The organism is Streptomyces sclerotialus, assembly GCF_040907265.1.
Taxonomy (GTDB): domain Bacteria; phylum Actinomycetota; class Actinomycetes; order Streptomycetales; family Streptomycetaceae; genus Streptomyces; species Streptomyces sclerotialus.
The window spans coordinates 5,283,040-5,305,790 of the sequence record NZ_JBFOHP010000002.1; the positions used below are offsets into that span (position 1 = coordinate 5,283,040).

General features: G+C 72.2%; 21 protein-coding genes. 12 read left to right on the plus strand and 9 right to left on the minus strand.

What is annotated here, in order from left to right:
* Window positions 1–8: 8 nt before the first annotated feature.
* The 6 genes from AAC944_RS23505 to AAC944_RS23530 all read right to left on the minus strand — a co-directional run bounded on the left by AAC944_RS23505 (window position 9) and on the right by AAC944_RS23530 (window position 6,161).
* Entirely contained in the window at window positions 9–1,457 is a 1,449-nt protein-coding gene (locus tag AAC944_RS23505; RefSeq protein WP_368396423.1) for a DUF6508 domain-containing protein, read from the minus strand.
* A gap of 16 nt (window positions 1,458–1,473) precedes the next feature.
* Complete coding sequence (locus tag AAC944_RS23510; RefSeq protein WP_037773631.1) at window positions 1,474–1,872, minus strand: hypothetical protein; 399 nt, start codon at window positions 1,870–1,872, stop codon at window positions 1,474–1,476.
* 42 nt (window positions 1,873–1,914) lie between these two features.
* The gene (locus tag AAC944_RS23515; protein ID WP_368396424.1) at window positions 1,915–4,959 is read right to left on the minus strand and encodes an ADP-ribosyltransferase; all 3,045 of its coding nucleotides are present in this window, start codon (window positions 4,957–4,959) and stop codon (window positions 1,915–1,917) included.
* On the minus strand, window positions 4,956–5,360 hold the full coding sequence (locus AAC944_RS23520) for a DUF6507 family protein (RefSeq protein ID WP_368396426.1): 405 nt from the start codon (window positions 5,358–5,360) through the stop codon (window positions 4,956–4,958). The genes AAC944_RS23515 and AAC944_RS23520 overlap by 4 nt, the downstream gene beginning before the upstream one ends.
* Before the next feature lie 45 nt (window positions 5,361–5,405).
* Entirely contained in the window at window positions 5,406–5,717 is a 312-nt protein-coding gene (locus AAC944_RS23525) for a pore-forming ESAT-6 family protein (protein WP_030625554.1), read from the minus strand.
* A 111-nt stretch (window positions 5,718–5,828) separates the two neighbouring features.
* Window positions 5,829–6,161 (minus strand): hypothetical protein, encoded by a 333-nt coding sequence (locus AAC944_RS23530; RefSeq protein WP_368396427.1) that lies wholly within the window; start codon window positions 6,159–6,161, stop codon window positions 5,829–5,831.
* A 283-nt stretch (window positions 6,162–6,444) separates the two neighbouring features.
* On the opposite strand from AAC944_RS23530, the gene AAC944_RS23535 reads away from it, so the two are divergent.
* Both AAC944_RS23535 and AAC944_RS23540 read left to right on the plus strand, forming a co-directional pair.
* Window positions 6,445–6,837, plus strand: a complete 393-nt coding sequence (locus AAC944_RS23535) for a hypothetical protein (RefSeq protein ID WP_030619729.1) — start codon at window positions 6,445–6,447, stop codon at window positions 6,835–6,837.
* Window positions 6,838–6,878: 41 nt separating this feature from the next.
* Window positions 6,879–7,562 (plus strand): MOSC domain-containing protein, encoded by a 684-nt coding sequence (locus AAC944_RS23540; protein WP_030619725.1) that lies wholly within the window; start codon window positions 6,879–6,881, stop codon window positions 7,560–7,562.
* Window positions 7,563–7,612: 50 nt separating this feature from the next.
* Here the strand turns inward: AAC944_RS23540 and AAC944_RS23545 are convergent, their stop codons facing one another.
* Entirely contained in the window at window positions 7,613–8,470 is an 858-nt protein-coding gene (locus AAC944_RS23545; protein ID WP_037772813.1) for an SDR family NAD(P)-dependent oxidoreductase, read from the minus strand.
* Window positions 8,471–8,570: 100 nt separating this feature from the next.
* Window positions 8,571–9,596 carry an AraC family transcriptional regulator gene (locus AAC944_RS23550; protein WP_030619718.1) on the minus strand — a complete coding sequence of 342 codons (1,026 nt, stop codon included), beginning with the start codon at window positions 9,594–9,596 and terminating at the stop codon, window positions 8,571–8,573.
* 125 nt (window positions 9,597–9,721) lie between these two features.
* Here AAC944_RS23550 and AAC944_RS23555 point away from each other — a divergent pair, with 125 nt between their 5' ends.
* From AAC944_RS23555 to AAC944_RS23570, 4 genes are all read left to right on the plus strand, one after another.
* Complete coding sequence (locus AAC944_RS23555) at window positions 9,722–11,359, plus strand: flavin-containing monooxygenase (RefSeq protein ID WP_078888771.1); 1,638 nt, start codon at window positions 9,722–9,724, stop codon at window positions 11,357–11,359.
* Entirely contained in the window at window positions 11,356–12,318 is a 963-nt protein-coding gene (locus AAC944_RS23560) for an alpha/beta fold hydrolase (RefSeq protein ID WP_051872091.1), read from the plus strand. The genes AAC944_RS23555 and AAC944_RS23560 overlap by 4 nt, the downstream gene beginning before the upstream one ends.
* A gap of 16 nt (window positions 12,319–12,334) precedes the next feature.
* Window positions 12,335–13,159: an alpha/beta hydrolase fold domain-containing protein gene (locus AAC944_RS23565; RefSeq protein ID WP_051872089.1), complete on the plus strand. Its 825-nt coding sequence runs from the start codon at window positions 12,335–12,337 to the stop codon at window positions 13,157–13,159.
* A gap of 169 nt (window positions 13,160–13,328) precedes the next feature.
* Window positions 13,329–14,276, plus strand: a complete 948-nt coding sequence (locus AAC944_RS23570; protein WP_030619699.1) for a helix-turn-helix domain-containing protein — start codon at window positions 13,329–13,331, stop codon at window positions 14,274–14,276.
* Between the two features lie 21 nt (window positions 14,277–14,297).
* On the opposite strand, the gene AAC944_RS23575 is transcribed toward AAC944_RS23570, so the two are convergent.
* Window positions 14,298–15,065 (minus strand): PIG-L deacetylase family protein, encoded by a 768-nt coding sequence (locus AAC944_RS23575; protein ID WP_037772811.1) that lies wholly within the window; start codon window positions 15,063–15,065, stop codon window positions 14,298–14,300.
* A gap of 451 nt (window positions 15,066–15,516) precedes the next feature.
* Here AAC944_RS23575 and AAC944_RS23580 point away from each other — a divergent pair, with 451 nt between their 5' ends.
* The 6 genes from AAC944_RS23580 (at window position 15,517) to AAC944_RS23605 (ending at window position 22,731) form a co-directional block, all read left to right on the plus strand.
* Entirely contained in the window at window positions 15,517–16,269 is a 753-nt protein-coding gene (locus AAC944_RS23580; RefSeq protein ID WP_030619694.1) for a GntR family transcriptional regulator, read from the plus strand.
* Between the two features lie 283 nt (window positions 16,270–16,552).
* A complete protein-coding gene (locus AAC944_RS23585) occupies window positions 16,553–18,244 on the plus strand; it encodes an APC family permease (RefSeq protein WP_030619691.1) in 1,692 nt (563 codons plus the stop codon).
* A 267-nt stretch (window positions 18,245–18,511) separates the two neighbouring features.
* Entirely contained in the window at window positions 18,512–18,691 is a 180-nt protein-coding gene (locus AAC944_RS23590) for an SPOR domain-containing protein (RefSeq protein ID WP_030619689.1), read from the plus strand.
* A 51-nt stretch (window positions 18,692–18,742) separates the two neighbouring features.
* Complete coding sequence (locus AAC944_RS23595; RefSeq protein WP_030619687.1) at window positions 18,743–19,153, plus strand: (deoxy)nucleoside triphosphate pyrophosphohydrolase; 411 nt, start codon at window positions 18,743–18,745, stop codon at window positions 19,151–19,153.
* 215 nt (window positions 19,154–19,368) lie between these two features.
* Window positions 19,369–19,749: an ATP-binding protein gene (locus AAC944_RS23600; RefSeq protein WP_030619685.1), complete on the plus strand. Its 381-nt coding sequence runs from the start codon at window positions 19,369–19,371 to the stop codon at window positions 19,747–19,749.
* Between the two features lie 291 nt (window positions 19,750–20,040).
* Window positions 20,041–22,731 carry a SpoIIE family protein phosphatase gene (locus AAC944_RS23605; RefSeq protein WP_368396428.1) on the plus strand — a complete coding sequence of 897 codons (2,691 nt, stop codon included), beginning with the start codon at window positions 20,041–20,043 and terminating at the stop codon, window positions 22,729–22,731.
* Window positions 22,732–22,751: the final 20 nt, after the last annotated feature.

Below are 22,751 nucleotides of genomic sequence, written 5' to 3' on the forward strand. Positions count from 1 at the left end.
CGCCAGGGTCAGGACTGCGAGAGCCCCTGGAAGATCATGAAAAAGATCCACAGCACGGGAATCAGCGCGACGTACGCGAGCGGCCGCTGATACACCGGCTTGCCCGGGTCCTTCCGCTGACCGTGCTGCCCCGGCGCGGGGTGCGGCAGCTTGCTGACCTTGCGGCGCGCCACGAGATTCCAGATCAGCGTGAACGGCGTGAAAATGAACAGCGAGAACGGACTCCACCAGCCCTGCCACAGCGTGGCCGTCGTCATCGCGCGATGGACGGCGAGACCGCAGTTCCCGCACATCGGCCCGTCGTACTTGAGGAACCGCATCAGAATGAGAAACCCCTGATGCGCGCGGAACGTCACGCGCACGGCAGGCATTCCCCCACAGAACCTGCACGCTTCCTGCCCGGGCTGCCCCCCATAGGGCCCCGTCCCTTGCTGCGGCACACCGTACGGCTGCCCGCCCTGCGGCGACATCCCATAGGGCGCGGGCGGCATCCCGTACTGCGGCTGCTGCGGATACCCGTACTGCGGCTGCTGCGGATACCCGTACTGCGACTGGGCCTGCTGCGGCTGTGCGTAGGGGTTGGCGTGCGGAGGCGTGGGCTGCGGCTGACCGGTCCGCGGAGGCGTGGGCTGGGCGGGCGGTGTGGTGATGATGTTCTCCGTGTCATGTGAAGCCGGACAGGTGGCGTCCTGCGTTCCCGGGCTCGTTGCTGCTGCTGAGGCCGCGGCCGGGGCGGCCGTACGTCCGGTGGGTGCGGTCTCCCGCTCGTACCAGGTGCGGAGCGACTCGGCCACGGCGTCCAGAAGGCCGTCGCGCACTGCGTTGGCGATGGTGCCGTCGCAGAACCGCTCGCCCCGCACGATCGCCGTCGCTGCCCGCACGGCGTCGGCCGGGCGCAGTCGCCCGTCCGGCGACAGCTGGGGCACGGGGTTGTCCATCCACCGGTGTTCGGGTGTCACCGCTCCGACGCGGGCCAAGGAGAAGATCGCGCGATCCAGTCCCTCGCTGTAAAGGGGGTACGGAACCTGGATCGCACCGCTGGGCCCCTTCTGGCCCCCGCCCCACTTGACGTCCCGGTCCTCGTCCGTGAGCGCGTCGAAGGCATCGGCCAGTTCGTGCCATGCCTCCGGGTTCTCCCGGTCGAGCTGGGCGAGCAGGCGCTGGTCGTCGGCGGGGGTGACGCGACACGCGAGCTCCTCGACCGCGGCCACATCGGGAGCGGCCATGACGGGGCCCACGCCGGGCTCGCGGCCGAGGAACTCCAGGACGCCCAAGGGGGCGAGCCCGCGTTCACGGGCCTCGCGGAGCCGGCCGTACCACTCCGTCGCCGCCGTGTACGCACTGCTGCTGCTCGCCTTCCGGCTGATCCATCCGACGTCGTCGGTGCCGGCCCAGGCGTATCCGACGACTTCTCCGTCGGATGCGGCGATGGCGATGTAGTGCACGGGGGCGGACATGTCAGTCAGGCCGGAGTCACTCACCCTCGGCGAGTGCCTCGACCACCCCGGCGTTCGGAGCGTCGGTGAGGGAGCCCGGGAGGGGGCGGCCCTTGCCCGCGGTCTCCGGGTCGCCGTACAACTCGGAGAGAGCCTGGGACGACGGCAGACCGCGCTCCTTCGCACTGCGCAGCCGGCGAATCCAGAAACCGGCTTCGTTCATCGCGCGGGGCCCGCCGGCCTTCCGCGACTCGAATGCGGCGGCCCCCTCGTCATCGGCCCACAGGTACCCGAGGACGGAGCCGTCCTCCTTGTCGACGACGGTGAAGTACTGCACCGGCTTGTCGGTGTAGGCCTGGTAGCGCGCCGGCCCCGTCGAGAGGTTGAAGTGCACGTCCTCGTCGAAGCGCGGGTTGATCGGTCGTTCACTGCTCATGGCGTCCACATTCCTTTGGATCGGGCTGTTCTGCGTCGAAGGCTATGGGTGCGGCCTCGGCAGAACCTCCCCGTACACGTGCCACTTGCCGTCCGTCTCGTCCATGAAGACACGCGTCACCTTGTACTCGGAGCCCTTGGCGAGCAGCAGCTCGCGCTCTCCGGGATACTTCGAGAGGTGATCGATCCACAGTGCGGGAGTGTCCTTCGGCACCCGCAGGTGCATGTGCACAGGCTTCTGGTCGAACGGGGGCGGCGGCGTCTTGCCGAGTGCCGTCGAGGTGAAGGCCTTGTCGTCGAACACACCGCCCTCCATTTCCGCCGGTGACTTCAGCGGGCGGCCGTCGATCTTGATGTGGTCGACCCCGGTGCCACGCACGATCATGACGTCTTCGGGGACAGGGCGGGCGCCCATGACCTTGTCCATCTCCTCGATGGTCTGCTTGAGCGAGTCGTCCAGCTTGTCGCCGAAGCGCAGGTGGCTGTTGATCAGGTCGTACTCGTTGCCGCTGTAGGTCTTCAGCGCCTGCCGCGACTCGGGGGACAGGCTGTCCAGGAAGTCGTTCCAGTACGCGTTGCCGTACTTCAGCCCCGCGGCGTTGCTGGCGCTGGGCGCGGGGTTCGTGCCGCGCGCCAGTTCTTCCATGGCCACCGCGTGCTTCTCTGCGGCGGTGGGCAGGTTGTCGAAGTCGTCCGACGACATGTGCGGCTTGTACTCGAACGGCTCGTTGGCGCCGCCGCCCGGTACGTCCGTGCCGCCGTGACCCGGGGCGGCCGGGGCATCGGCGCCGTGGTGCGCGCCGCCGTCCCCGAGGTCCGGGTGGTCACCGGCATGCGCGGCGTCGTCGCCCGCGTGGGCCGCGTCGTCCGCGTGACCGGCGCCGTGCGAGCCGTCGTGCCCGTGTGCGCCGTCGTGCCCGTGCGAGCCGGGGCCGTCGTGGCCCGGGCCGTGGGGGGCGTCGGGTGCGTGCGGGTTGCCGGTGCCCGGTACGTCGTGGCCGGGGCCATGGGGGCCGGTCGGCGGCAGGTCGTGCCCGTGGCCGTGCGGGGTGGTGGGCATGTGCGGGCCGGGCTGGCCCGGGACGTGGCTGCCCACGTTGCCCGGGACGTGGCCGGCCGGGGTGCCCGGGAAGTGGCCCGCCGGAGCGCCGGGGACGTGGCCCGCGGGAGCGGTCGGCGTGGACTGGTGGTACCAGGGGGCCGAGCTGCCGGGGTGACCGCCGGCGCCGGGAACGTGCTGGCCGCCGGAAGGCACGTGGCCCGCGTTGCCGCCCGCTGCGTTGTCGAAGGACGCGGGGGCGGGGCCGAACGAGCCCGGTGTGTGCGCGGCACTGCCGGTCGGCACGTGTCCGGGAGCGCCACCGGCCGGCACATGGCCGTCGGCCGGTACGTGGCCAGGGGCGCCGCCGTACGGTGCGTGACCGCCGTACGGCGCGTGACCGCCGGTCGGTACGTGGCCGCCGGGGTTGGCGTGGCTGCCCGGCAGGTGGTTGCCCGAGTTGCCGTTGCCCGGTACCTGGTCGAACGAGCCGCCCGTGGGGCCGAAGGAGCCGCCATGGGGGCTGGGGCTGGGGCTGTAGGAGCCACCGTGCGGGCCGAAGGAGTTGCCCTGCGGGCCGAAGGAGCCGTTGGACGGCGGCCCGTAGGAACCGGTCGACGGGGGGCCGTACGACCCCGTCGGCGTGTGGCTGCCCGCGTTGACCGGGGTGTCGCCGTGCCCGCCCATCGGTACCGCGTCGTTCGCGTGCGGCGCGCCGGGGAAGCCGCCTCCCGTGGGTGCGCCCGCCGTCGACGGCTGGTTGATCGTCCAGGACTCCGGCAGGCCCGTACCGGGAACCGTCGCGTGCGGGGCCGGGGTCGCGTGGGGGATGCCGTTCGTGCCGACGGAAGCGGCACCGGTCTGCGGGAGGTGCGTGTCGGGCAGGTCCAGTGAGCCGTCGGGCAGCGTCGGTACGTCAACCTTGCCGATGCCCTTGATGCTCTTGGCGATGTCGCCGATCTTCGACAGGCCTGCGCCCGCGCCCTTGGCGACATACGTCATGGGGTCGATGACCTTGCCGGCCTTGCCGGCCACGGAGAGGGCCTTGGCCACCGCTCCGGCCTTGCCCGCCCCGGCGGCCGCGCCGCCGGCGCCGCCGGTGAAGACGGTGGTGACCACGTTGAAGGTCACCGCCCCCGCCGCCCGGCCGGGGTTCTTGCCCCACTCGTCCCAGGCCACCAGGGCCTTGCCGGTCTCCTTCATCGCGGTGCGCGAATCCCGCAGCCAGCTCGGCATCTTGTCATCCGGCAGCGCCCAGAACGCGGTGCCCACCCCGGGGATGGAGGAGATGGCCAGCCCGGTGGCCAGCTGCGCCAGGCCCTTCCAGGCCTGGCCCATGGCATCCCAGCCGCCGAAGCCCACCAGGGTGCCCAACCCCTTGATGGTGCCCCAGATCCCGTCCACGATCAGGCCGTCCCACACAAAGGACTTCACCCAGTGGCCGACCTCGTACCAGTGGTGCTTCTCCTCCACCGGATTGCCCCAGGGGAGCTTGGCGTTCTTCATGTCCTCGGCGGAGAAGCCGTACTGGTTCTTCTTCTCCGAACCGTCCCCCGCCACCATCTTCGGGCCGTTCCACAACGCCACGATCTTGTTGTGGCAGGTCCGCTCGGCCGCCCAGAACGCCGCCACGGTGGCGGTGATGTCGTCGCGGATCCGGTTGTGCTCGGCGATCAGATCCTCGTCGTAGTCGCCGTCCTCATCGTCCTTGTGGTCCCGGATGAAGGCCTCGGCCTCGCGCTTGAGCGCTTGCAGCTTCGGCACCAGGGGGCGGATCTCCTCGGCATAGGCCGACAGGGCCGAGGCCACCGTCTCCAGGCCGTCGGCGAACTCATCCGCCCGGGTCTGCACCGGCTTGGTGGAGGCGAACAGCTGCTCGGCCTCGGGCGCCTTGTAGTACGCCGACAGGCCCTGGAAGCGGGAGTGGACCTCCGCACCGGTGGTGCGGATGCGCCCGGCGTCCGCCTTCAGCGCCGCATGGTCCTTCTCCAGCTCCGGCAGGTTGCCGGTGTACTGCGGAATCTGCTCGGGCTTCAGGTCGATCTTCACCGCTCCTGGGCCCCCGGCTTCGTCGGATCCACATCCACCGCGCCCAGCGCCTTGCGCTGCGCCTCCGCGGCCATCTCCAGATCCCCGTCGGTATAGGCGGTGGTGGCATCCACCGCGCCGTTGAGGGACTTGCCCGCCCGCATCGCGATGAACTTCAGATCGTTCAGGGTGTGCTCGGAGAACTGCGACAGCGCCAGCGCCACCAGCCCCCCGGCCGGCTTCTCCCCCTTGCCCCCGCCGCCGTGGCCCTCGCCCTCGGCGGCGATGGTGCCCGCATGGGCCGCCGCGGACTGCAGATGCTCCCCGTACGCCTTGGTATGCCTCTCGATCCGCCCGGCCACCTCGCCGGTCGTCTTCAGCACACCCGAAATGCCCTGCGGATCCAGATCCCAGCCGGCCATGCGCTACCCCTGCTCCCCGTAACCAGCCACACCCACCGAAAAAGGTCAGCCGATGTTGTCCACCGCGGCCTTCGCCTTGGACAGCGTGTGCTGCGCCGTCCCGTCGTTCTTCTCCAGCGTCGTCCTCAGCAGCTGGATGATGTTCTTGACCTCCTGCGAGGCCCGGTTCCAGCGCATCTCCTTGCCGTGGTACTCATCCGCCACGCCATCGGCGGTGAAGTCCGCCATCGCCGCCTTCACCTGACCGTCCCGCGCCGTGATCACCTGCTCCAGCCGCGCGATCACCGTCTGGATGTTCCCCTGCGCATCCGCCGACGCACCCGTGTCGTACGAACGACGATCCTGACCCGCACCCATGAACGCTCACTCCCCGTGAAGTTTCGTCAGCTCGACGGCCCGGCCACCGGGCACCGTCGAAGGATCAACGGCCCGTCTCGGTGGTGAGAGCGGGCCGGACTGCCCGGAGGCTCAGCGGCTGCCGAAACGGGCCGCGTCGAAGTTGGCCGCGGACATCTGCTGCCGCGCGTTGTCGCCGTGCTCCTGGTCACCGGAGCTGAACGCCGACTCCATGCCGGACTGACCGCCCAGGATCGCGGACAGCGAGCTCTGCAGCGACGAAGCGATCTCGTCCGAACGCGCCTTGAACTGGTCGAAGGCCGCCTTGCCCGAACCGTTGAACTTGCCCTCCAACGGTGCCGCCGCGTCCACCAGCTGGCGGATGAGTCCGCCCAGGTCCTCGCTCGACCCGCGCGACTTCGACTGCAGGTTCGACAGAACCTGCGACCCCATATCGAACTTCATCTGGCTGGCTCCCCCTGCCGGGCTGGACGGCTGCTAAGTGGAGTCATATCTATCAAGCGGGGGTGGGCGGTGCAATTGAGGGGGAGGGGCCTTGTGACCCGCCTGTGACATGGTCCATCGGGGCCGGTAAGTCACCAATGAGGACATATCCGGAGTAAGGCATTCCCTCGCGTGTGCCCGCCGGGGCGAGACGCTGAAGCGACCGCAAACGGAATGTGAATGTCCTCTCATGCCGAGTTCAAGCGGAGTCAAGGCGAGTCGTGGCGATATCTAGGCTGAGGCCATGAGTGATCTGTACGCCGTGGACCTCGCACTGAACCTCCGGGAGTCCGTACCGGACGCCGTGCTCGCCGACCTGAGGTGGCACCTCGGCATCGAGAGCGCCGAAGCGGACGGCGCGTTCCCGTTGCTGACGGCACGCGGCCCGGCGGTACGCATCGGTGGCGTCCTGGTCGGAGAGCTGCTGCGGACGGTCGGCGGATGGTCCCTGACAGCGCGCCAGGAAATACACGCCGAGGTCCTCCCCGAACTCGAAGAGCTCGCGGAGCGCCTTGCCCACCACTCCGGCACCGAGGGAGTCATCGGCCAGCTCCGTTTCTACGAGGAGTACACCCCCACCCTCCTGATCAACAACTCGGGAACGCTGGTGAAGAGGGACTCGGCCCACGCAGGGTGAGCAGGCGTCCAGCGCTTCCGCGGGCGGCATAGGTTCGGGGTATGGAGATCCTCAGTGTGAATGTCGGGGTGGCGAAGGCGGTCGAGTACACCGATGCGCCGTCCGGAACGACCGGTATCGACAAGCGGCCGGTGAGCGGGGCCGTGCGGGTGGCGGCGCCCGGGCCGGCCGGGGTGGGGGCCAGTGGGGTGGCCGGGGACGCGGTCTGCGATCTGCGGTACCACGGGGGCGACGACCGGGCCGTCTACGCGTTCGCCCGGGAGGAACTGGACGGGTGGGAGCGGGAGCTGGGGCGGTCCTTCGCCGACGGCGCGTTCGGGGAGAACCTCACCACCCTCGGGATGGACCTGCGGGAGGCGCTCGTGGGTGAGCGGTGGCGGGTCGGGGACGAGGTCGTGCTGGAGGTGTCGGGCGGGCGCATCCCGTGCCGTACGTTCGCGGGCCGGCTCGCCGAGAAGGGCTGGCTGCGGCGGTTCACGCTGGCGGGCTCACCGGGGGTGATGCTGCGGGTCGTACAGCCCGGTGAGCTGCGTGCCGGGGACCCGGTCGAGGTGGTCGACCGGCCTGACCACGACGTGACCGTCGGACGGTTGTTCCGTGCCGTGACGACCGAGCGCGCGTCGTTGCCGGATGTGCTGGCCGCCGCGGAGTGGATGGAGCGGGAGCAGCTGGCCATCGCGCGGAAGTATGCGGAGAAGTACGCGGAGCAGTGCTCGGAGAAGTAGGGAGGGTAAGGGGAGTTGGTGAGGGAGGGGCGGGGCTTGGTGGTGGGGCGCTAGCGGGAGACCTTGCGGCCTGCTGACGGGCGGAGGCGGTTCATGACCGTCATGTACGAGGCGGGGAAGAGGCGGGCCAGGAGGTCGGGGACCACGGCGGAGGGGGCGATGAGGACGCGGGGGCGGCGGGTGCGGATGCCGGCCAGGATCTGTTCGGCGGCCTTGTCGGCGGGGTAGGTCAGCAGCTTCGCGAAGCTCTCCTTGCCCGCGCGGACCTCGGCTTCGGTCGCCCCGGCGGCCACCCGGGCGTTCTCGGCGATGCGGGTGCGGATGCCGCCGGGGTGGACGGTGGTGACCCCGGTGGCCCGGTCGGCGAGTTCGTGGCGGAGCGATTCGCTGAAGCCGCGCAGGGCGAACTTGCTGGCGGAGTACGCGGTCTGGCCGGGCGGTGCGATCAGCCCGAACAGGCTGGAGACGTTGACGACGTGGCTGCCGGGGGAGCGCCGGAGGTGCGGGAGGAAGAGGCGGGTGAGGGCCACGGGTGCATGGAAGTTGACGGCCATCACCCAGTCGAACTCCTCGGCCGACACCTGCTCGAACCGGCCGCCGAGCGCCACTCCCGCGTTGTTGACGAGGAGGGTGATGCGGGGGTGCGCCTCGGTGATGCGGGTGACGAGGGCGTCCAGGCCGGCGGTGTCCGAGAGGTCGGCGACGTAGGTGCCGACGGTGAGGGCCGGGCGGTCCTCGCGTATCCGGTCGGCGACGGCTGCCAGCCGGTCGGCGTCGCGGTCGACGAGGACCAGGCCGCTGCCGCGCGCGGCGAGACCGTAGGCCAGCTGCTCGCCCATGCCGTCGGCCGCGCCGGTCAGGACGGCGGTACCACCGGCGAACCGGTACGGCGCGAGGGCAGCGGGCATGGGGTCCTCCAGAGGGTGTGCGGGACGGGACGGTCGGCTGTCGGGGCGTACCAGTCTGCCCGGGACGGACGCTCCGCACTTGACCTTGTGCGACAGAGGCTCATCCCTGTGCGACATCGGAGGCCGCGCCTCCACGGCGCACCGCTGTGGGCGGCAGCCCCCACCAGCGGCGGCAGCAGCGGCTCAGGGCGGACTGTTCGGAGAGGCCGAGGAGGGCGGCGATCTGGGTCATGGGGAGGGCGGTGCCGGTGAGGTAGTGGCGGGCGGCCTGGCGGCGTACGTCGTCGAGGAGCGCGGCGTACGTCGTGCCTTCCTCGCGGAGCCGCCGCTGGAGGGTGCGCGGGTGGACGCTGAGCAGCCGGGCGACCGCGCCGATGCCGGGCGGGGCCGTGCCCAGGGACTGCTGGACCGCGCCGCGTACCCGGGGGACGAGGCTGGCGCGGTCGTCCGGTGCCTGTTCGGCGAGGAAGGCCAGGGCGAGCTGGCGCAGGTGTTCGTCACCGCCCGCGAGGGGCCGGCCGCCGAGGCTCTTCGGTACGCGGAGCAGGGCGGCGGGGCGTGCCACGCGTACGGGGACGCCGAAGAACTCCTCGTACGCGGAGAGCGGGGCGGCCGGGCGGTACGGGAGTTCGACGGTGCGCAGGCCGTAGGGGCCGTCGACGAGGAACTGGATCGCACGGTGCAGGAAGCCGAGGCCGAGGTCGGTGCCCTGGACGGGGGCCGGCAGGCCGGGGTGCGGGCCGTAGCGCAGGGCGGCGATGCCGGGGGCGCCGTACGGGTCGGGTTCGAGGGTGAGGCTGAGGGCCTGCGCGTGCACGAAGAGGTAGCGCGAGGTGCATTCGAGGGCGTCGGCGACCGTGGGGGAGTTCTGGATGGCCAGGGCGAGCGCGCCGAGCATGCCGAAGTCCTGGCGGGTCGCGACGCGCAGGCCGAGGTCGGGGCGGTCCAGCGCGGTGGCGGCGAGCTCCAGGACCCTGGTCATGGCGAGGTCGTCGACCAGGAGGTCGTCGGTGTCGAGCGCCGCGACGGGCAGGCCGGCGGCCCTGGCGTACTCCTCGGCGTCGCCGCCCAGCTCGGCGACGGTGGCGCGGAAGCCGCGCAGCCCGGCCGATCTGATCACCGACATGGCGGCCCGGTCACGGACGCGCGGGTCCGATCGCTGACATGCTGATCGCTGGCATGTCGTCCAGGGTCAAATACGTGTCGTGTGAAGTCAAGAACGCCTCCCGTGCCGTTCCGCAGACTGGGACCATGACGACTTCCGCCGGCTCGCAGCCGGTCCCCGAGCGCCCCGCGGCGCCGCGCCCGGCCGCTGAGCGCCCGGCTGACGGGCACCCGCTCCCCGAGCACCTCGACGTCGTGATCGTCGGCGCCGGACTGTCCGGCGTCGGCGCGGCCTACCGGCTGCGGACCGAGTGCCCCGGCCGGTCGTACGCGCTCCTGGAGGCCCGCGAGTCCATGGGCGGTACCTGGGACCTCTTCCGGTACCCAGGCATCCGCTCGGACTCGGACATGTTCACCCTCGGCTACCCCTTCCGGCCGTGGCGGGGAGACAAGTCGATCGCCGACGGCGCCTCGATCCTGCGGTACATCAAGGAGACGGCCGCCGAGTTCGGCATCGACCGGCACATCCACTACCGCACGAAGGTGGTCGGCGCCGACTGGTCGACCGAGCACGCGCGGTGGACGCTGACCGTGGAGCGCCCGGAAGCGGCCGGCGAGCCGGTGCGGTCCACCGTCACCTGCGACTTCCTGTACTCCTGCGCGGGGTACTACGACTACGAGCGCGGGCACGCGCCGGACTTCCCCGGGATCGGGAGCTACACCGGGACGGTCGTGCATCCGCAGTTCTGGCCCGAGGACCTGGACTACACGGGCAAGCGCGTCGTGGTCATCGGCAGCGGGGCCACCGCCGTCACCCTCGTGCCCGCGATGGCCCGGCAGGCGGCGCACGTGACGATGCTCCAGCGCACACCGACCTGGATCAGCGCGGTACCGGGCCGGGACCGGATCGCCGACAAGGTGCGCAGCGCCCTGCCCGCGGGCGTGGCCCACCGTGCCGTCCGCACCAAGAACATCCTTTTCGGCATCGGCTTCTACCAGTTCTGCCGGCGCCGGCCGCAGGCCGCACGGAAGCTGCTGACCCGCCTGAACACCCGCGTACTGAAGGACGAGCAGGCGGTACGCGACCACTTCACGCCGCCGTACGACCCCTGGGACCAGCGGCTGTGCGCCGTACCGGACGCCGACCTGTTCAAGGTGCTGCGGCAGGGCCGGGCCGAGGTCGTCACCGACCACATCGACAGCTTCGTGCCCGAGGGCGTCCGGCTGAGGTCGGGGAAGGTGCTGGCGGCGGACGTGGTCGTCACGGCCACCGGGCTCCAGCTGCTCGCCTTCGGGGGGATCGCGCCGCGGGTCGACGGGCGGCCGGTCGAGCTGTCGCGGCAGTTCGTGTGGCGCGGCGCGATGATGACCGGCGTGCCCAACTTCGCCGTGTGCATCGGTTACACCAACGCCTCCTGGACGCTCCGTGCGGACCTCACCTCGCGGCTGGTGTGCAAGGTGCTGAACTTCATGGACCGGAACGATTACGCGGCGGTGGTGCCGGAGCCCGGGCGCCCGCTCGCCGAACGCCCGCTGCTCGACCTCGCCGCCGGGTACGTCAAGCGCTCCATCGACGCCTTCCCGCGCCAGGGCGACCGCGGGCCGTGGAAGGTACGCCAGAACTACGTGCTGGACGCCGCCACGACGATGCGTACCAACCTCCGGCGCACGCTGAAGCCCACACCCCGCGCGGCGGTGCGCCGAGGGCAGCAGGCGGCAGGCCGCGCGCCGGGGCACGCGCCGGGCCGGTCCCAGGCGCACACGCGGGCCGAGGCCGCCAAGTGAGCGCCGTCGACGCGACGTACGTGGACGTCGGAGGGCACCCCGTACGCGTACGGGTCAGTGGCGAAGCGGGCGGCCCGCCGGTCGTGCTGCTGCACGGCATCGCCCGCAGCCTGGAGGACTGGCAGCTCACCCACGACCTGCTCGCGGCGCGCGGGTACCGGGTCATCAGCACCGACCTGCCCGGCTTCGGGCTGACCCGGCGGATGCCGGGCCGCGCCGGGCTCGCCGCGTTCGCGCGGGCCGTGGTGGGCGTGCTGGACACGCTGGGGGAGCGGCGGCCCGTGCACCTCATGGGCAACTCGCTCGGCGGCGCGGTCGCCATGACCGTCGCCGCTGAGCACCCGCGCCGGGTGGCCTCCCTGGTCCTCGCCGGCAGCGCCGGCTTCGGGCGCGAGGCCAACCTCTCGCTGCGCCCGATGGGGTACGCGGTGCTGGCGGCGCTGCCGGGCGTCGGGAAGCGGTTCCGGGCACGTGCCAGGGACGCCGGTATCCAGGTCAACCGGGACCTGTTCCACGATCCGCGGCACGCCACCGAGGAGATGATCCGGCATGCGGGAGAGGTCGGCCGGCAGCCCGACTTCCGGGGCACCTTCACCGCCACCCTGCTCAGCCTGGGCGTGCCGGTCCTCGGGTCGTACCCCGGCTGGCGCCGCGCCCTCCTCGCGCGGACGGCGGCGGCCCGGGTGCCCACGCTCGTCGTCTGGGGCGAAGCGGACGCGGTGCTGCCGGTGAAGCACTTCCACGCCGCGGTCGCCGCCCTGCCGCACGCCGGCAGTCATCTTTTCCCGGCCACGGGGCACATGCCCCAGATCGAACGAGCGGCTGAATTCACCGAGCTGGTGGCCGGGTTCCTGGACAGCGCGGCGGGCCCGGCGAAGGATGCCGAGGGGACCGGCACCGGGGGCACGTCCGCGGCGGGGACGCCGGAAGAAGCCCGGCGAGGGGAAGCGGCGCTGTGAAGGGGTGACGTGAGGCATGGCGGGGACGCAGGCACCGGCCCCGGAGGCCGCACCGGTCCCCGCCCCGCTGCGCGCCCGCTACGAGCTCACCCGCTCGGTGGTGGCGGGCCGCCCGGTCCTGCGGCTCACCCCGCGCCGCGGTGCCACCGGCCGCCACCTGCTCTACACGCACGGCGGCGCCTACGCCTTCCCGCTGCAGGAGCCGCACTGGTGGCTCCTCCAGCACGCCGCCAAGGACACCGGCGTCACCCTCACCGTCCCGCTCTACCGGCTCGCGCCCGAAGGAGACGCGGATGCGGCGTACGCCCTGCTGCGCAGGGTCTACGCGGACCTGTGCGCCGAGGCGGGGTCCGGGAACGTCACGCTCGGCGGCGACTCGGCCGGCGGCGGGCTCGCCCTCGGCCAGGCCGTCGCGTACCGGGACGCGGGGGTCGCCCCGCCCCGCCGGATCCTGCTGTTCTCGCCTTGGCTGGACCTCACCATGTCGCACCCCGCGCTGCCGGCGCTGGAACCGCTCGACCCGTTGCTCCGTACCGGCGACCTGATCGAGGCGGGGCGGCTGTGGGCGAACGGTGCCGATCCGCGCGACCCGTTGCTCAGCCCGCAGTTCGCGGAGGTGACCGGGCTGCCGCCGGTGCACGTCTTCCAGGGCGGCCGGGACCTCTTCGCCGCCGACGCGCGGCTGCTGGCCGAACGGCTGGCGGCGGCCGGCAACGGGGGCACGTTCACGTTCGAGCCGGAGGGCGAGCACGTGTACGTGAGCGCGGTGTGGACGCCCGAGTCGCGCAGGTCGCTCGCGAGGGTGCGGGGGCTGCTGCGGAACGGCTCGCCGCATGCCTGACGACGGGGTGTCAGTTGGCGCGCACGGCGCGCGGGGCTGATCGGCGTCGACACGGACGCGGTCGTACGGGAGGCGGAACGCACGGCGGCACGCGTACGGGAGGCGGCGCGGGAAGCCGCGTCATCTCGGCCTTGAGTCTCCAGCGACGGGAGACTCCAAGGTGGTGGACATGAACGACGACGCCCTCCGGAGCATCGGTGAGCTGTCCCGGCTGACCGGTCTGAGCGTGAAGACCATCCGGTTCTGGTCCGATGCCGGAGTGGTGCCGCCGACCGACCGCACCCCCGCCGGCTACCGGCTCTACGGCCCCGACGCACTGGCCCGGCTCGGCCTCGTGCGGACGCTGCGCGACCTGGGGATCGACCTCGCCACCGTCCAGCGGGTGCTGGCGCGCGAGATCACCGTCCCGGAGGTCGCCGCGGCGCACGCCGAGGCCCTGGACGTGCAGATCCGCACCCTGCGGCTGCGCCGGTCCGTACTGCGCGCGGTGGCCGGACGCGGGTCCACACCTCAGGAGATGGAACTCATGCACAAGCTCGCCCACCTGTCCGGACAGGAACGCCGCAATCTGATCGAGGAGTTCGTCGAGAGCGTCTTCGGAGGGCTCGACGTCGGCCCCGAGTTCCCGGAGATGATGCGCGACGCCGTACCGGACCTGCCGGACGACGCGTCCCCGGAGCAGATCGAGGCCTGGACCGAACTGGCGGAGCTGGTGCAGGACGCGGAGTTCCGGGCCGGCCTCCGCGCGGCCGCCGCCGACCAGGCACGGGTCCGTACGGAAGGCGGGGAACCGGATCCGGCGGCGGCCCGGGAGACGGCCGCGCTGCTCCAGGAGCGGACCGCCCGGGCCCGCGCGGCCGGCATCGAGCCGGAGTCGGCGGCGGCCGGTCCGGTGGCCGACGAGCTCGTGGCCGCGTACGCCGGACTGGCCGGGCGGAGCGACGGGCCGGAGTTCCGTGCCTGGCTGCTGGCGCGCCTGGAGTCCTCGCACGTCGCGGAGTACGAGCGGTACTGGCAGCTGCTCGCGGTGATCAACGGGCAGCCCGCACCGGCCGCCACGGCCCCGGCGGTCCGGTGGCTGGCCGCGGCGCTGCGGGCCCATCCGCGGTCCCGGTGAGCGGCGGGGGTGCCGCTGTGCTCAGCGGGGGAAGACCTCGAAGGTGACGGCCGGGCGGCCGCGGTGGCGGTCGCCCGCCATCTGGAGCATCTGCTCGATGAACCCGCGGGCGTAGGCCTCCGGGTCCTGCGCCCCGCCGTTGAGGCCCTCGATGTAGGAGCGGTGCTCGGCGAGCGAGGCGATGGCCCGCTCGATGCCGGGGCCGACCTCGACGGCGTGCGTGGGGTGCGGCGAGCCGGCGACCGCCACCCGGCGTACGCCGTTCCAGGGCGCGAGTCCGTACTCCTCGTACAGCTCGGGGAAGATCCAGCGGTTGCCCGCGTCGCCCGCCGCGTCCAGGACGGCACGCCCGACCACCCGGTGGTCGGGCGTGTTCCAGTGCACGCCGCCCCAGGTGTCGTGGTGGTTGATGGTGAGGAGCAGTTCCGGGCGGTGCCGGCGGACCGCGGCGGCCAGGTCGCGGCGGAGCGGCAGCCCGCCCTCGACGACGCCGTCCGGATGGCGCAGGAACTCCACGTTCTGCACGCCGACCGCCGCCGCGCTCGCCCGCTGCTCGGACTCACGGACCACCGCGCACTCGTCGGGGCCGAGCCCGTCGATACCCGCCTCGCCATGGGTGACCAGCAGGTACGTGACCTCGCGGCCCGCGTCGGTCCATTCGGCGACGGCGGCGGCCGCGCCGTATTCGAGGTCGTCCGGGTGGGCGACGACCGCCAGGGCACGCTCCCAGTCGTCCGGCAGCGGGGTGAGGCCGGCCGGTTCCTGGGCGGGGGGCTCGGGTGCGGGCACGGGAGGCTCCTTTCCCTGAGCGGCGCACGCGTGCGCCGGCTCCCTGGGCGGCGTACCGACGGCGGCGTACGCCTGCTCCGATCCTCCCACGGAGCGGTGGCCGGGGATGGCCGGAAACGGGCCCGTCCGGCGCGGCTGATCCTCGACGGTCGCGGGGCGGGTACGGAAGGGGCGTGCGGTGCGGATGCGGCTGCATTTGCGTCCGGGTGTGCGGATGCATGTGCGTAAGGGGGGAAAGAGAGGAGTGGTGACCACGCCGGCCGGACGGTCATGTCGGGCCTGGTGAGCCGCCGGTGCCCGGTCATGGCGTGCGCCGGGGGGCGCGAACTGCCCTGCTGCTGTACCTGCTGAGCTGCGTGTCATCACATCGGGTGAATAAGTGGCCCAGGCTTGCGGGTGACAACGGTGGGTTGCCACGCTGTTGCTGACTGTCAAGCCCTTGGGAGGGCATGTGCCTTTCGGTGAGCAGCCCGCGTACCTCCGCGTCGCCGGCGACCTGCGTCAGAAGATCGTCGACGGTGTGCTGCCGCCGCACACTCGCCTCCCCTCGCAGGCCCGTATCCGCGAGGAGTACGGCGTTTCGGACACCGTGGCGCTGGAGGCGCGCAAGGTCCTGATGGCCGAAGGACTGGTGGAAGGCCGCTCGGGATCGGGCACGTACGTCCGCGAGCGCCCCGCCCAGCGCCGGGTCGCCCGCGCCGGCTACCGCACCGGGGCCGGCGCGACGCCGTTCCGCCAGGAGCAGTCGGACGAGAAGGTCAAGGGCACCTGGGAGTCCAGCAGCGAGCAGGACGAGGCGACCGAGACGGTCGCGGACCGGCTGCGCATCCGGCCGGGCGAGCGGGTCATGCGCACCCGCTATCTCTTCCGCACCGAGGGCGAGCCGTCCATGCTCTCCACGTCCTGGGAGCCACTGGAGGTGACCGGGCGGACGCCCGTGATGCTGCCCGAGGAGGGGCCGCTGGCCGGGCGCGGCGTGGTCGAGCGGATGGCGGCCATCGACCTGATCGTCGACAACGTCGTCGAGGAGGTCGGGGCCCGGCCGGGGCTGGCGGAGGAGGCGATGGTGCTGGGCGGGGTGCCCGGCCACACCGTGCTGGTCGTCTCGCGTACGTATTACGCGGGCGGCCGCCCCGTGGAGACCGCCGACGTGGTCATGCTCGCCGACCGGCACCGGATCGCCTACCACCTGCCGGTGCGGTGAGGTTCCGCTGCCGGCGCTGTGAGGTTCATGGCAAGTGCCGTCATGCCTGGCGATAGCCAACTTCCGTTGCGCACCGCACGTACCGGCACGTAACCCCCCAGCCCAACGGTCCGCTACGTGCGAGTTTGTCCGTATTCGGCGGGCGGCGGGTGATGTTGAAAAACTCACACCCCCTCAGTGAGCGGGGGTATTTGACCCAACCTTGGATTCCGATCTTCCGTTTCGCTTTTACGATGGCGAAGTTTGTGCACGGCCGTGGGGGAAGATCAGGAGACCAAGCACGTTGAGCACGCCGAAGACTTCGAGCGCGGAGCAGGGCTCCCACTCGAACTACCGCAGGTCCCTCGGGACCATAGCCCTGACGGCCACGGGACTCGGGTCGATCATCGGCTCCGGCTGGCTGTTCGGGGCCGAGCGGGCCGCCGCCATCGCCGGTCCTGCCGCCATCCTGGCCTGGGTCATCGGCGCGGTCGTCGCCCTCACCATCGCCCTCACCTACAGCGAGCTGGGCGCGCTGTTCCCCAAGGCCGGCGGCATGGTCCGGTACGGCCAGTACTCCCACGGCTCGCTGGCGGGCTACCTCGCCGCCTGGGCCAACTGGATCGCGATCGTCTCCGTCATCCCCGGTGAGGCGACCGCGTCCGTCCAGTACATGAGCTCCTGGGACTTCAGCTGGGCGGATCACCTGTACGACGGCAAGGAGCTCACCGGGCTCGGCGTCGCGTTCGCCAGCGTCCTGCTGGTCTTCTACTTCTTCCTGAACTGGTTCGCGATCACGCTGTTCGCGAAGACGAACACCGCGATCACCGTCTTCAAGGTCGTCGTCCCGGTCCTGACCGCCGGCGCCCTGATGCTGGCCCACTTCGACACCAGCAACGTCAAGGACTTCGGCGGCTTCGCCCCCAACGGCTGGAGCGCCGTCTTCACCGCCGTCGCCCTCTCCGGCATCGTCTGGGCCTTCAACGGCTTCCAGTCCCCGCTGAACATGGCGGCCGAGGCGCGCAACCCGGGCAAGTCGCTGCCCAAGGCGGTCATCTCCTCGATCGTCATCGCGCTGATCATCTACCTGGCGCTGCAGGTCGCCTTCCTCATGGGCGTCCCGCACGGCGACCTGTCCGAGGCCAACGGCTGGGCCGGGCTCGGCTTCAACTCGCCGCTGGCCGACCTCTCCCTCGCCTGGGGCCTGAACTGGCTGGCGATGCTGCTGTACGCGGACGCCTTCATCTCCCCGTCCGGCACCGGCATGATCTACGCCGCCACCACCTCGCGCATGATCCACGGCGTGCAGGAGAACGGCCACCTGCCCGGCGTCTTCGGCCGCGTCGACAAGAAGACCGGCGTGCCGCGCCCGGCCCTCGTCCTCAACCTGGTGATCGCGTTCCTGTTCCTCGCGGTCTTCCGCGGCTGGGGCTCGCTCGCCGAGATCGTCTCCATCGCGACGGTGATCTCCTACATCACCGGGCCGGTCGCCGTGATGTCGCTGCGCCGTCTGTCGCCGGACCTCAAGCGCCCCGTGAAGCTGCGCGCCATGCCGGTCATCGCGCCGATCGCCATGGTCTTCGGCTCGCTGGTCCTGTACTGGGGCCGCTGGCCGCTCACCGGCAAGGTCATCCTGATCATGGCCGTGGGCCTGCCCGTCTGGGCCTGGTACGAGCTGCGCAAGCCGTGGGCCGAGCTGAAGCCGCACCTGAAGGCCGGTGCCTGGATGGTGGCGTACCTGCTGGTCATGGCCGTGGTCTCGTACTGCGGCGGCACGGAGTTCGGTGGCCGCGGCTTCATCCCGCAGGGCGTGGACCTCGTGGTCGTCGTGGTGCTCGCCCTGGCGTTCTACTACTGGGGCGTGCGCAGCTCCTGGCGCAACCCCTCGCTCGTCGCGGTCGAGGCCGAGTCGCTCGCCGCCGCCGAGCGGGAAGCGGACACCGACGGTGACGGTGACGGCCGGGGCCCGGCCGAGAAGGTCGGCGTCGGCGCCTGAGCCGCCGCCCGCACACCGCCCGGCCGCCCGGCACCTCCGTGGTGCCGGGCGGCCGTCGTTTCCGGGGTCCCGGCCGCCCGTCAGCAAGGCGAGTGAAGCGGGGCACCGCATGTGGACGGTGGCATGGCCGGTTCGGTTCCTCTTTGTGCAAAGGCGTATCCGTTGCGTGAAGGTCGGGCGTAGGCTCGGGCATATGCGGAACGGGTTTTCGGTGTTAGTGCAGGACGGGCGCGCCACCGCGCGCAGGACGGCGGACGGAGGAGCGCGATGACCGACAGTGGCGTCGTACTGCCGTGGCTGGTCATCCGCGAGGACGACAACGGCAACCGCTACCGCGTCGGCCGGTACGCCACCCGCGCGGAGGCGGAGCAGGTCGCCGACCGGCTCGACGACCGCGGACACCAGCGGCTCTACGTGGTCGAGCGGGTCGACCGCGCCACCGCCTGAGGCCCCGGGGCCCGGGCAGGAAGGGGAGGATCGCCGCATAGGCTGCGGCGCATGAGTGCGGTGCGCGTGGTCGTGGGCGGAGCGGTGCTGGACGAGGGGCGGCTGCTGGCCGCGCGGCGGACTGCGCCGCCGGAGCTGGCCGGCCGCTGGGAGCTGCCCGGCGGCAAGGTCGAGGACGGCGAGACGCCCGAACAGGCGCTCGTGCGGGAGCTGCGCGAGGAGCTGGGCGTCACGGTGGAGCCGCAGGCCCGCATCCCGGGGGAGTGGCCGCTGAAGCCTGGACTGGTGCTCCAGGTGTGGACCGTACGGCTGGTCTCCGGGACCCCGCGGCCCTTGCAGGACCACGATGTGCTGCGCTGGCTGCCGCCCGGTGACGAGGAGGCGGTGGACTGGCTGGACCAGGACCGCCCGGCCGTGGCGGAGGTGATGGCCCGACTTGTGAGGCAGGGGGCGCTCGATTGATCGGCTACGCCGTTCGCGCCACGATGCACCTGGATGACCCTCTTGGGGCGATAACCGAACCCTGATATCGGGTATGTGCTGATTAACCCCCCTCAAAATGCACAAATCCGCCGGGGGAGCATCGGGCTGGGGAAGTGATCGGCGTGAGCGACAGCGCAGCGGCAGGGTCCCCGGGGTCTCCTGCGTCGCAGGCCCGCCGCCTCGGCACGGCAGCGGTGTCCCCGATCGCCGAGTGGAGCTTCCCCGCCGAGCCCGGCGTGGTCCGTACGGCCCGTGCCATGGTGCGCGAGACGCTGCACGACTGGGATCTGGAACCGGCGGCGGACGTGGCCGTCCTCCTCGTCAGCGAGCTGGTGACGAACTCCCTGCGGTACGCCAGCGGGCCGATCGGCGTACGGATCGTCCGGCTGCGCGGTGGCGACCTCCTCGTGGAGGTGTCCGACCCGCTGCCCGACCCGCCCCGCGAGCGCGCGGCGGCGCCCGACGACGAGGGCGGCCGAGGACTGCAGCTGGTGGCATGCAGCGCCCGTCGGTGGGGCACCCGACGGGGCAGGAGCGGTAAGATGGTGTGGTTCGAACTCGCCGAAACCGGCTGAGGTGCGCCGGGCGGCCGCGCCCCTTGGGGGCCGGGAGCAGAAATCACTGCTTCGTGCCTGGTGGGGAGGTTGGAGCGCACCGTGGTTGGTTATGAGTCTGAGTGAGTTTGCGATCGTTGCTGATTCATCGAGATTTCGTCGATGACCTGCGATCGAGACTGTGCTGTGATCGTGAAGACCGTGTTCCGGATAGCCGTGTTGCTGGATACTCGGCCTGTCCGGTCCGGGCACGATGAGCTGGAGGGGACGGGGCTCGTGAGCGAGATGTCAGCGGGTGAGGAACACCCTGCGATGAGGGATGGGTCGGGCCGGATGGACGTACCGGACGGCCCGCCCGTCTGGCAGAGCAGCGCGCCCGGATCGATCTACGACTACATCCGTGTCGCCTCCTTCGCCCTGGGGCCCGACGGCCGTATCGAGCAGTGGAGCCGCCGCGCCGCCGACATGCTCGGCATCCCGGCCAAGGACGCCATCGGCCAGGACCCCGTGGAGGCCTTCGTCCCGCGCGAGCTGCGCGAGGCCGGCCACCGCACGGTCAGCGAGATCCTCGACGGCCGCGAATGGACCGGGCTGGTGCCCTACCGCACGGGCCCGGACGCGCCCGTCGACGGCCTCGCGGAGATCTACGTCATGCCGTCCGAGACCGGAACCGGCGAGCGGGCCGCGGTCTGCCTCGTCGTGGACGTACGGGCGCTGCGCGGCATCGAGACGGATCTGGCCGCCGCGCAGGCGGTTTTCGGACAGTCCCCCATAGGGTTCATGCTCTTCGGCACGGACCTGCGGCTGCGCCGGGTCAACGAGCGGTTCGCCACCGTCTTCGGCGGCCCGCCGAACAGCTTCAGCGGCGCGGCGCCCGAGGACTACCTGTCCCGCCCCGAGGCCGACCGGCTCAACGCCGCGCTGCGCCGCGTCCTGGAGACCGGTGAACCGGTCTCCGAGATGCAGCTGGTCGGGACCCCGCACGGCACGGACGAGCGCCGCCGCTGGTCGGTCTCGCTGTACCGGCTGCACAGCGCCAGCGGCCGCCCCATCGGCGTCGCGGCGCTCGCCCAGGACGTCACAGGCCGCCGCCGCGCCGAGCGGGAGGCCGCCAACGCCCGGCGCAACCTCGCGCTGCTGAACGAAGCCGGGGCGCGCATAGGCAACTCCCTGGACCTGGAGACCACCGCCCGCACGCTGCTCGACGTCGCCGTACCGCAGTTCTGCGACCTGGCCTCGGTGGACCTCTACCAAGGGCTGCTGGCCGGGGACGAGGCGCCGCCCGGCATGACCGACGGCAGTGCCGAGCTGCGCCGCGTCGCCTTCGCCAGCGCCGTGTCCGACGGGCCGCTGCCCCAGGGCGGCAGCGGCGGCACCGCCCCCGGCGGGCACTCGGAGGACGACGACGGCGCGCCGGTCGCGGTCGGCGCCGTGCACCGCTTCCCCTTCAACTCCCCCTGCGCGGGCGCGCTCCGTACGGCCCAGGCGCAGATCATCCCGGGGCGGGAGACCGACGAGCGGCCCGAGCTGGGCAGCGCCGTCGTCCACTCCACGCTCGCCGTGCCCATGGTCGCCCGGGACACCGTCGTCGGCCTGGTGCAGTTCTCCCGCACCAAGGGCAGCGAGTCCTTCGGCGAGCGGGACACCGCGCTCGCCGTGGAGCTGGCCGCGCGCGCCGCCGTCTGCATCGACAACGCCCGGCTGTACCGCCGCGAGCACGAGCGCGCGCTGATCCTGCAGCGCAGCCTGCTGCCGCCCGGCGACCCGGAGGCGGCGGGCCTGGACATCGCCTGCCGCTATCTGCCCGGTACGACCGCGACCGAGGTCGGCGGCGACTGGTTCGACGTCATCGAGCTGCCAGGACACCGTACGGCGCTGGTCGTCGGCGACGTCATGGGGCGCGGCCTGCGCGCCGCCGTCGCCATGGGGGAACTCCGCACGGCGGTACGGACGCTGGCGCTGCTGGACCTGGAGCCGGCCGAGGTGCTCTCGGCGCTCGACGAGATCGCGCGCGGGCTGGGCGCCACGGGCAGCGGGGCGCGTACGGGCCCGCGGGGGCGCGGGGGCACGGAAGGCGCCGGACCGGACGCGGGCGTGGACGCCGGAGCGGACGCCGGTACGCACGCGGGCGTAGGCGCCCACGCGGGCTCCCGGCGCACCGACCGCGCCGCCGACCGCTCCGAGGTCTACCTCGCCACCTGCGTGTACGCCGTCTACGACCCGGTCACCCGGCGCTGTACGTTCGCCAACGCCGGCCATCTGCCGCCCGTCCTGGTGGAGGAGGGCGAGGACGCCCTGCTCCTCGACGTCCCGCCCGGCATGCCGCTGGGCGTCGGCGGCGAGCCCTTCGAGGAGACCGAGGTCGAGCTGCCGGACGGAGCGCTCCTCGCGCTCTACACCGACGGCCTGGTCGAGTCCCGGGACCACCCGCTCGACGAGGGCCTGCAGGCCTTCCGCGCAGCTCTGTCCGCGGCAGGGCGGCCGCTGGAGGACGCCTGCGACCACGTGCTCTCCGCACTGGACACCCGGCACGGCGAGGACGACATCGCCCTGCTGATGGCCCGGGTGCAGGGCTTGCCCAAGGACGCGGTCGGCGACTGGAACCTCGCCCCCGAGGCCCGCTCGGTCGCCCGCGCCCGCGAGCTGGCCCGCGACCAGCTCACCGACTGGGGCCTGGAAGCCCTGGTCGACACCACGGAGCTGCTGGTCAGCGAGCTGGTCACCAACGCGCTCCGGCACGGCCACGGCGACATCCGGCTCCGCCTGCTCCTGGACCGCACCCTGGTCTGCGAGGTCTGGGACGCGGACCTCGCACAGCCGCGGCGGCGGCGCGCGCGGGACACCGACGAGGGCGGCCGAGGCCTCCAGCTCGTCGGCCTCCTCAGCAGGGGCTGGGGCAGCCGCCGCACGCCCCGCGGCAAGACCGTCTGGTTCGAGCTGGACCTGCCCGACGGCGAGGCCGAACCGGTGGACCCGGCGGACGCGCTGCTCAGCCTCTTCTGAGCGGCGCGTCCGGCCCCGGG

Bases quoted from the DNA above. Each gene is read 5' to 3' on its own strand.
- AAC944_RS23505 (WP_368396423.1), bottom strand. From the start codon at position 1,457: ATGTCCGCCCCCGTGCACTACATCGCCATCGCCGCATCCGACGGAGAA.
- AAC944_RS23510 (WP_037773631.1), bottom strand. From the start codon at position 1,872: ATGAGCAGTGAACGACCGATCAACCCGCGCTTCGACGAGGACGTGCAC.
- AAC944_RS23520 (WP_368396426.1), bottom strand. From the start codon at position 5,360: ATGGCCGGCTGGGATCTGGATCCGCAGGGCATTTCGGGTGTGCTGAAG.
- AAC944_RS23525 (WP_030625554.1), bottom strand. From the start codon at position 5,717: ATGGGTGCGGGTCAGGATCGTCGTTCGTACGACACGGGTGCGTCGGCG.
- AAC944_RS23530 (WP_368396427.1), bottom strand. From the start codon at position 6,161: ATGAAGTTCGATATGGGGTCGCAGGTTCTGTCGAACCTGCAGTCGAAG.
- AAC944_RS23535 (WP_030619729.1), top strand. From the start codon at position 6,445: ATGAGTGATCTGTACGCCGTGGACCTCGCACTGAACCTCCGGGAGTCC.
- AAC944_RS23540 (WP_030619725.1), top strand. From the start codon at position 6,879: ATGGAGATCCTCAGTGTGAATGTCGGGGTGGCGAAGGCGGTCGAGTAC.
- AAC944_RS23545 (WP_037772813.1), bottom strand. From the start codon at position 8,470: ATGCCCGCTGCCCTCGCGCCGTACCGGTTCGCCGGTGGTACCGCCGTC.
- AAC944_RS23550 (WP_030619718.1), bottom strand. From the start codon at position 9,596: ATGTCGGTGATCAGATCGGCCGGGCTGCGCGGCTTCCGCGCCACCGTC.
- AAC944_RS23555 (WP_078888771.1), top strand. From the start codon at position 9,722: ATGACGACTTCCGCCGGCTCGCAGCCGGTCCCCGAGCGCCCCGCGGCG.
- AAC944_RS23565 (WP_051872089.1), top strand. From the start codon at position 12,335: ATGGCGGGGACGCAGGCACCGGCCCCGGAGGCCGCACCGGTCCCCGCC.
- AAC944_RS23570 (WP_030619699.1), top strand. From the start codon at position 13,329: ATGAACGACGACGCCCTCCGGAGCATCGGTGAGCTGTCCCGGCTGACC.
- AAC944_RS23590 (WP_030619689.1), top strand. From the start codon at position 18,512: ATGACCGACAGTGGCGTCGTACTGCCGTGGCTGGTCATCCGCGAGGAC.
- AAC944_RS23595 (WP_030619687.1), top strand. From the start codon at position 18,743: ATGAGTGCGGTGCGCGTGGTCGTGGGCGGAGCGGTGCTGGACGAGGGG.
- AAC944_RS23605 (WP_368396428.1), top strand. From the start codon at position 20,041: ATGAGGGATGGGTCGGGCCGGATGGACGTACCGGACGGCCCGCCCGTC.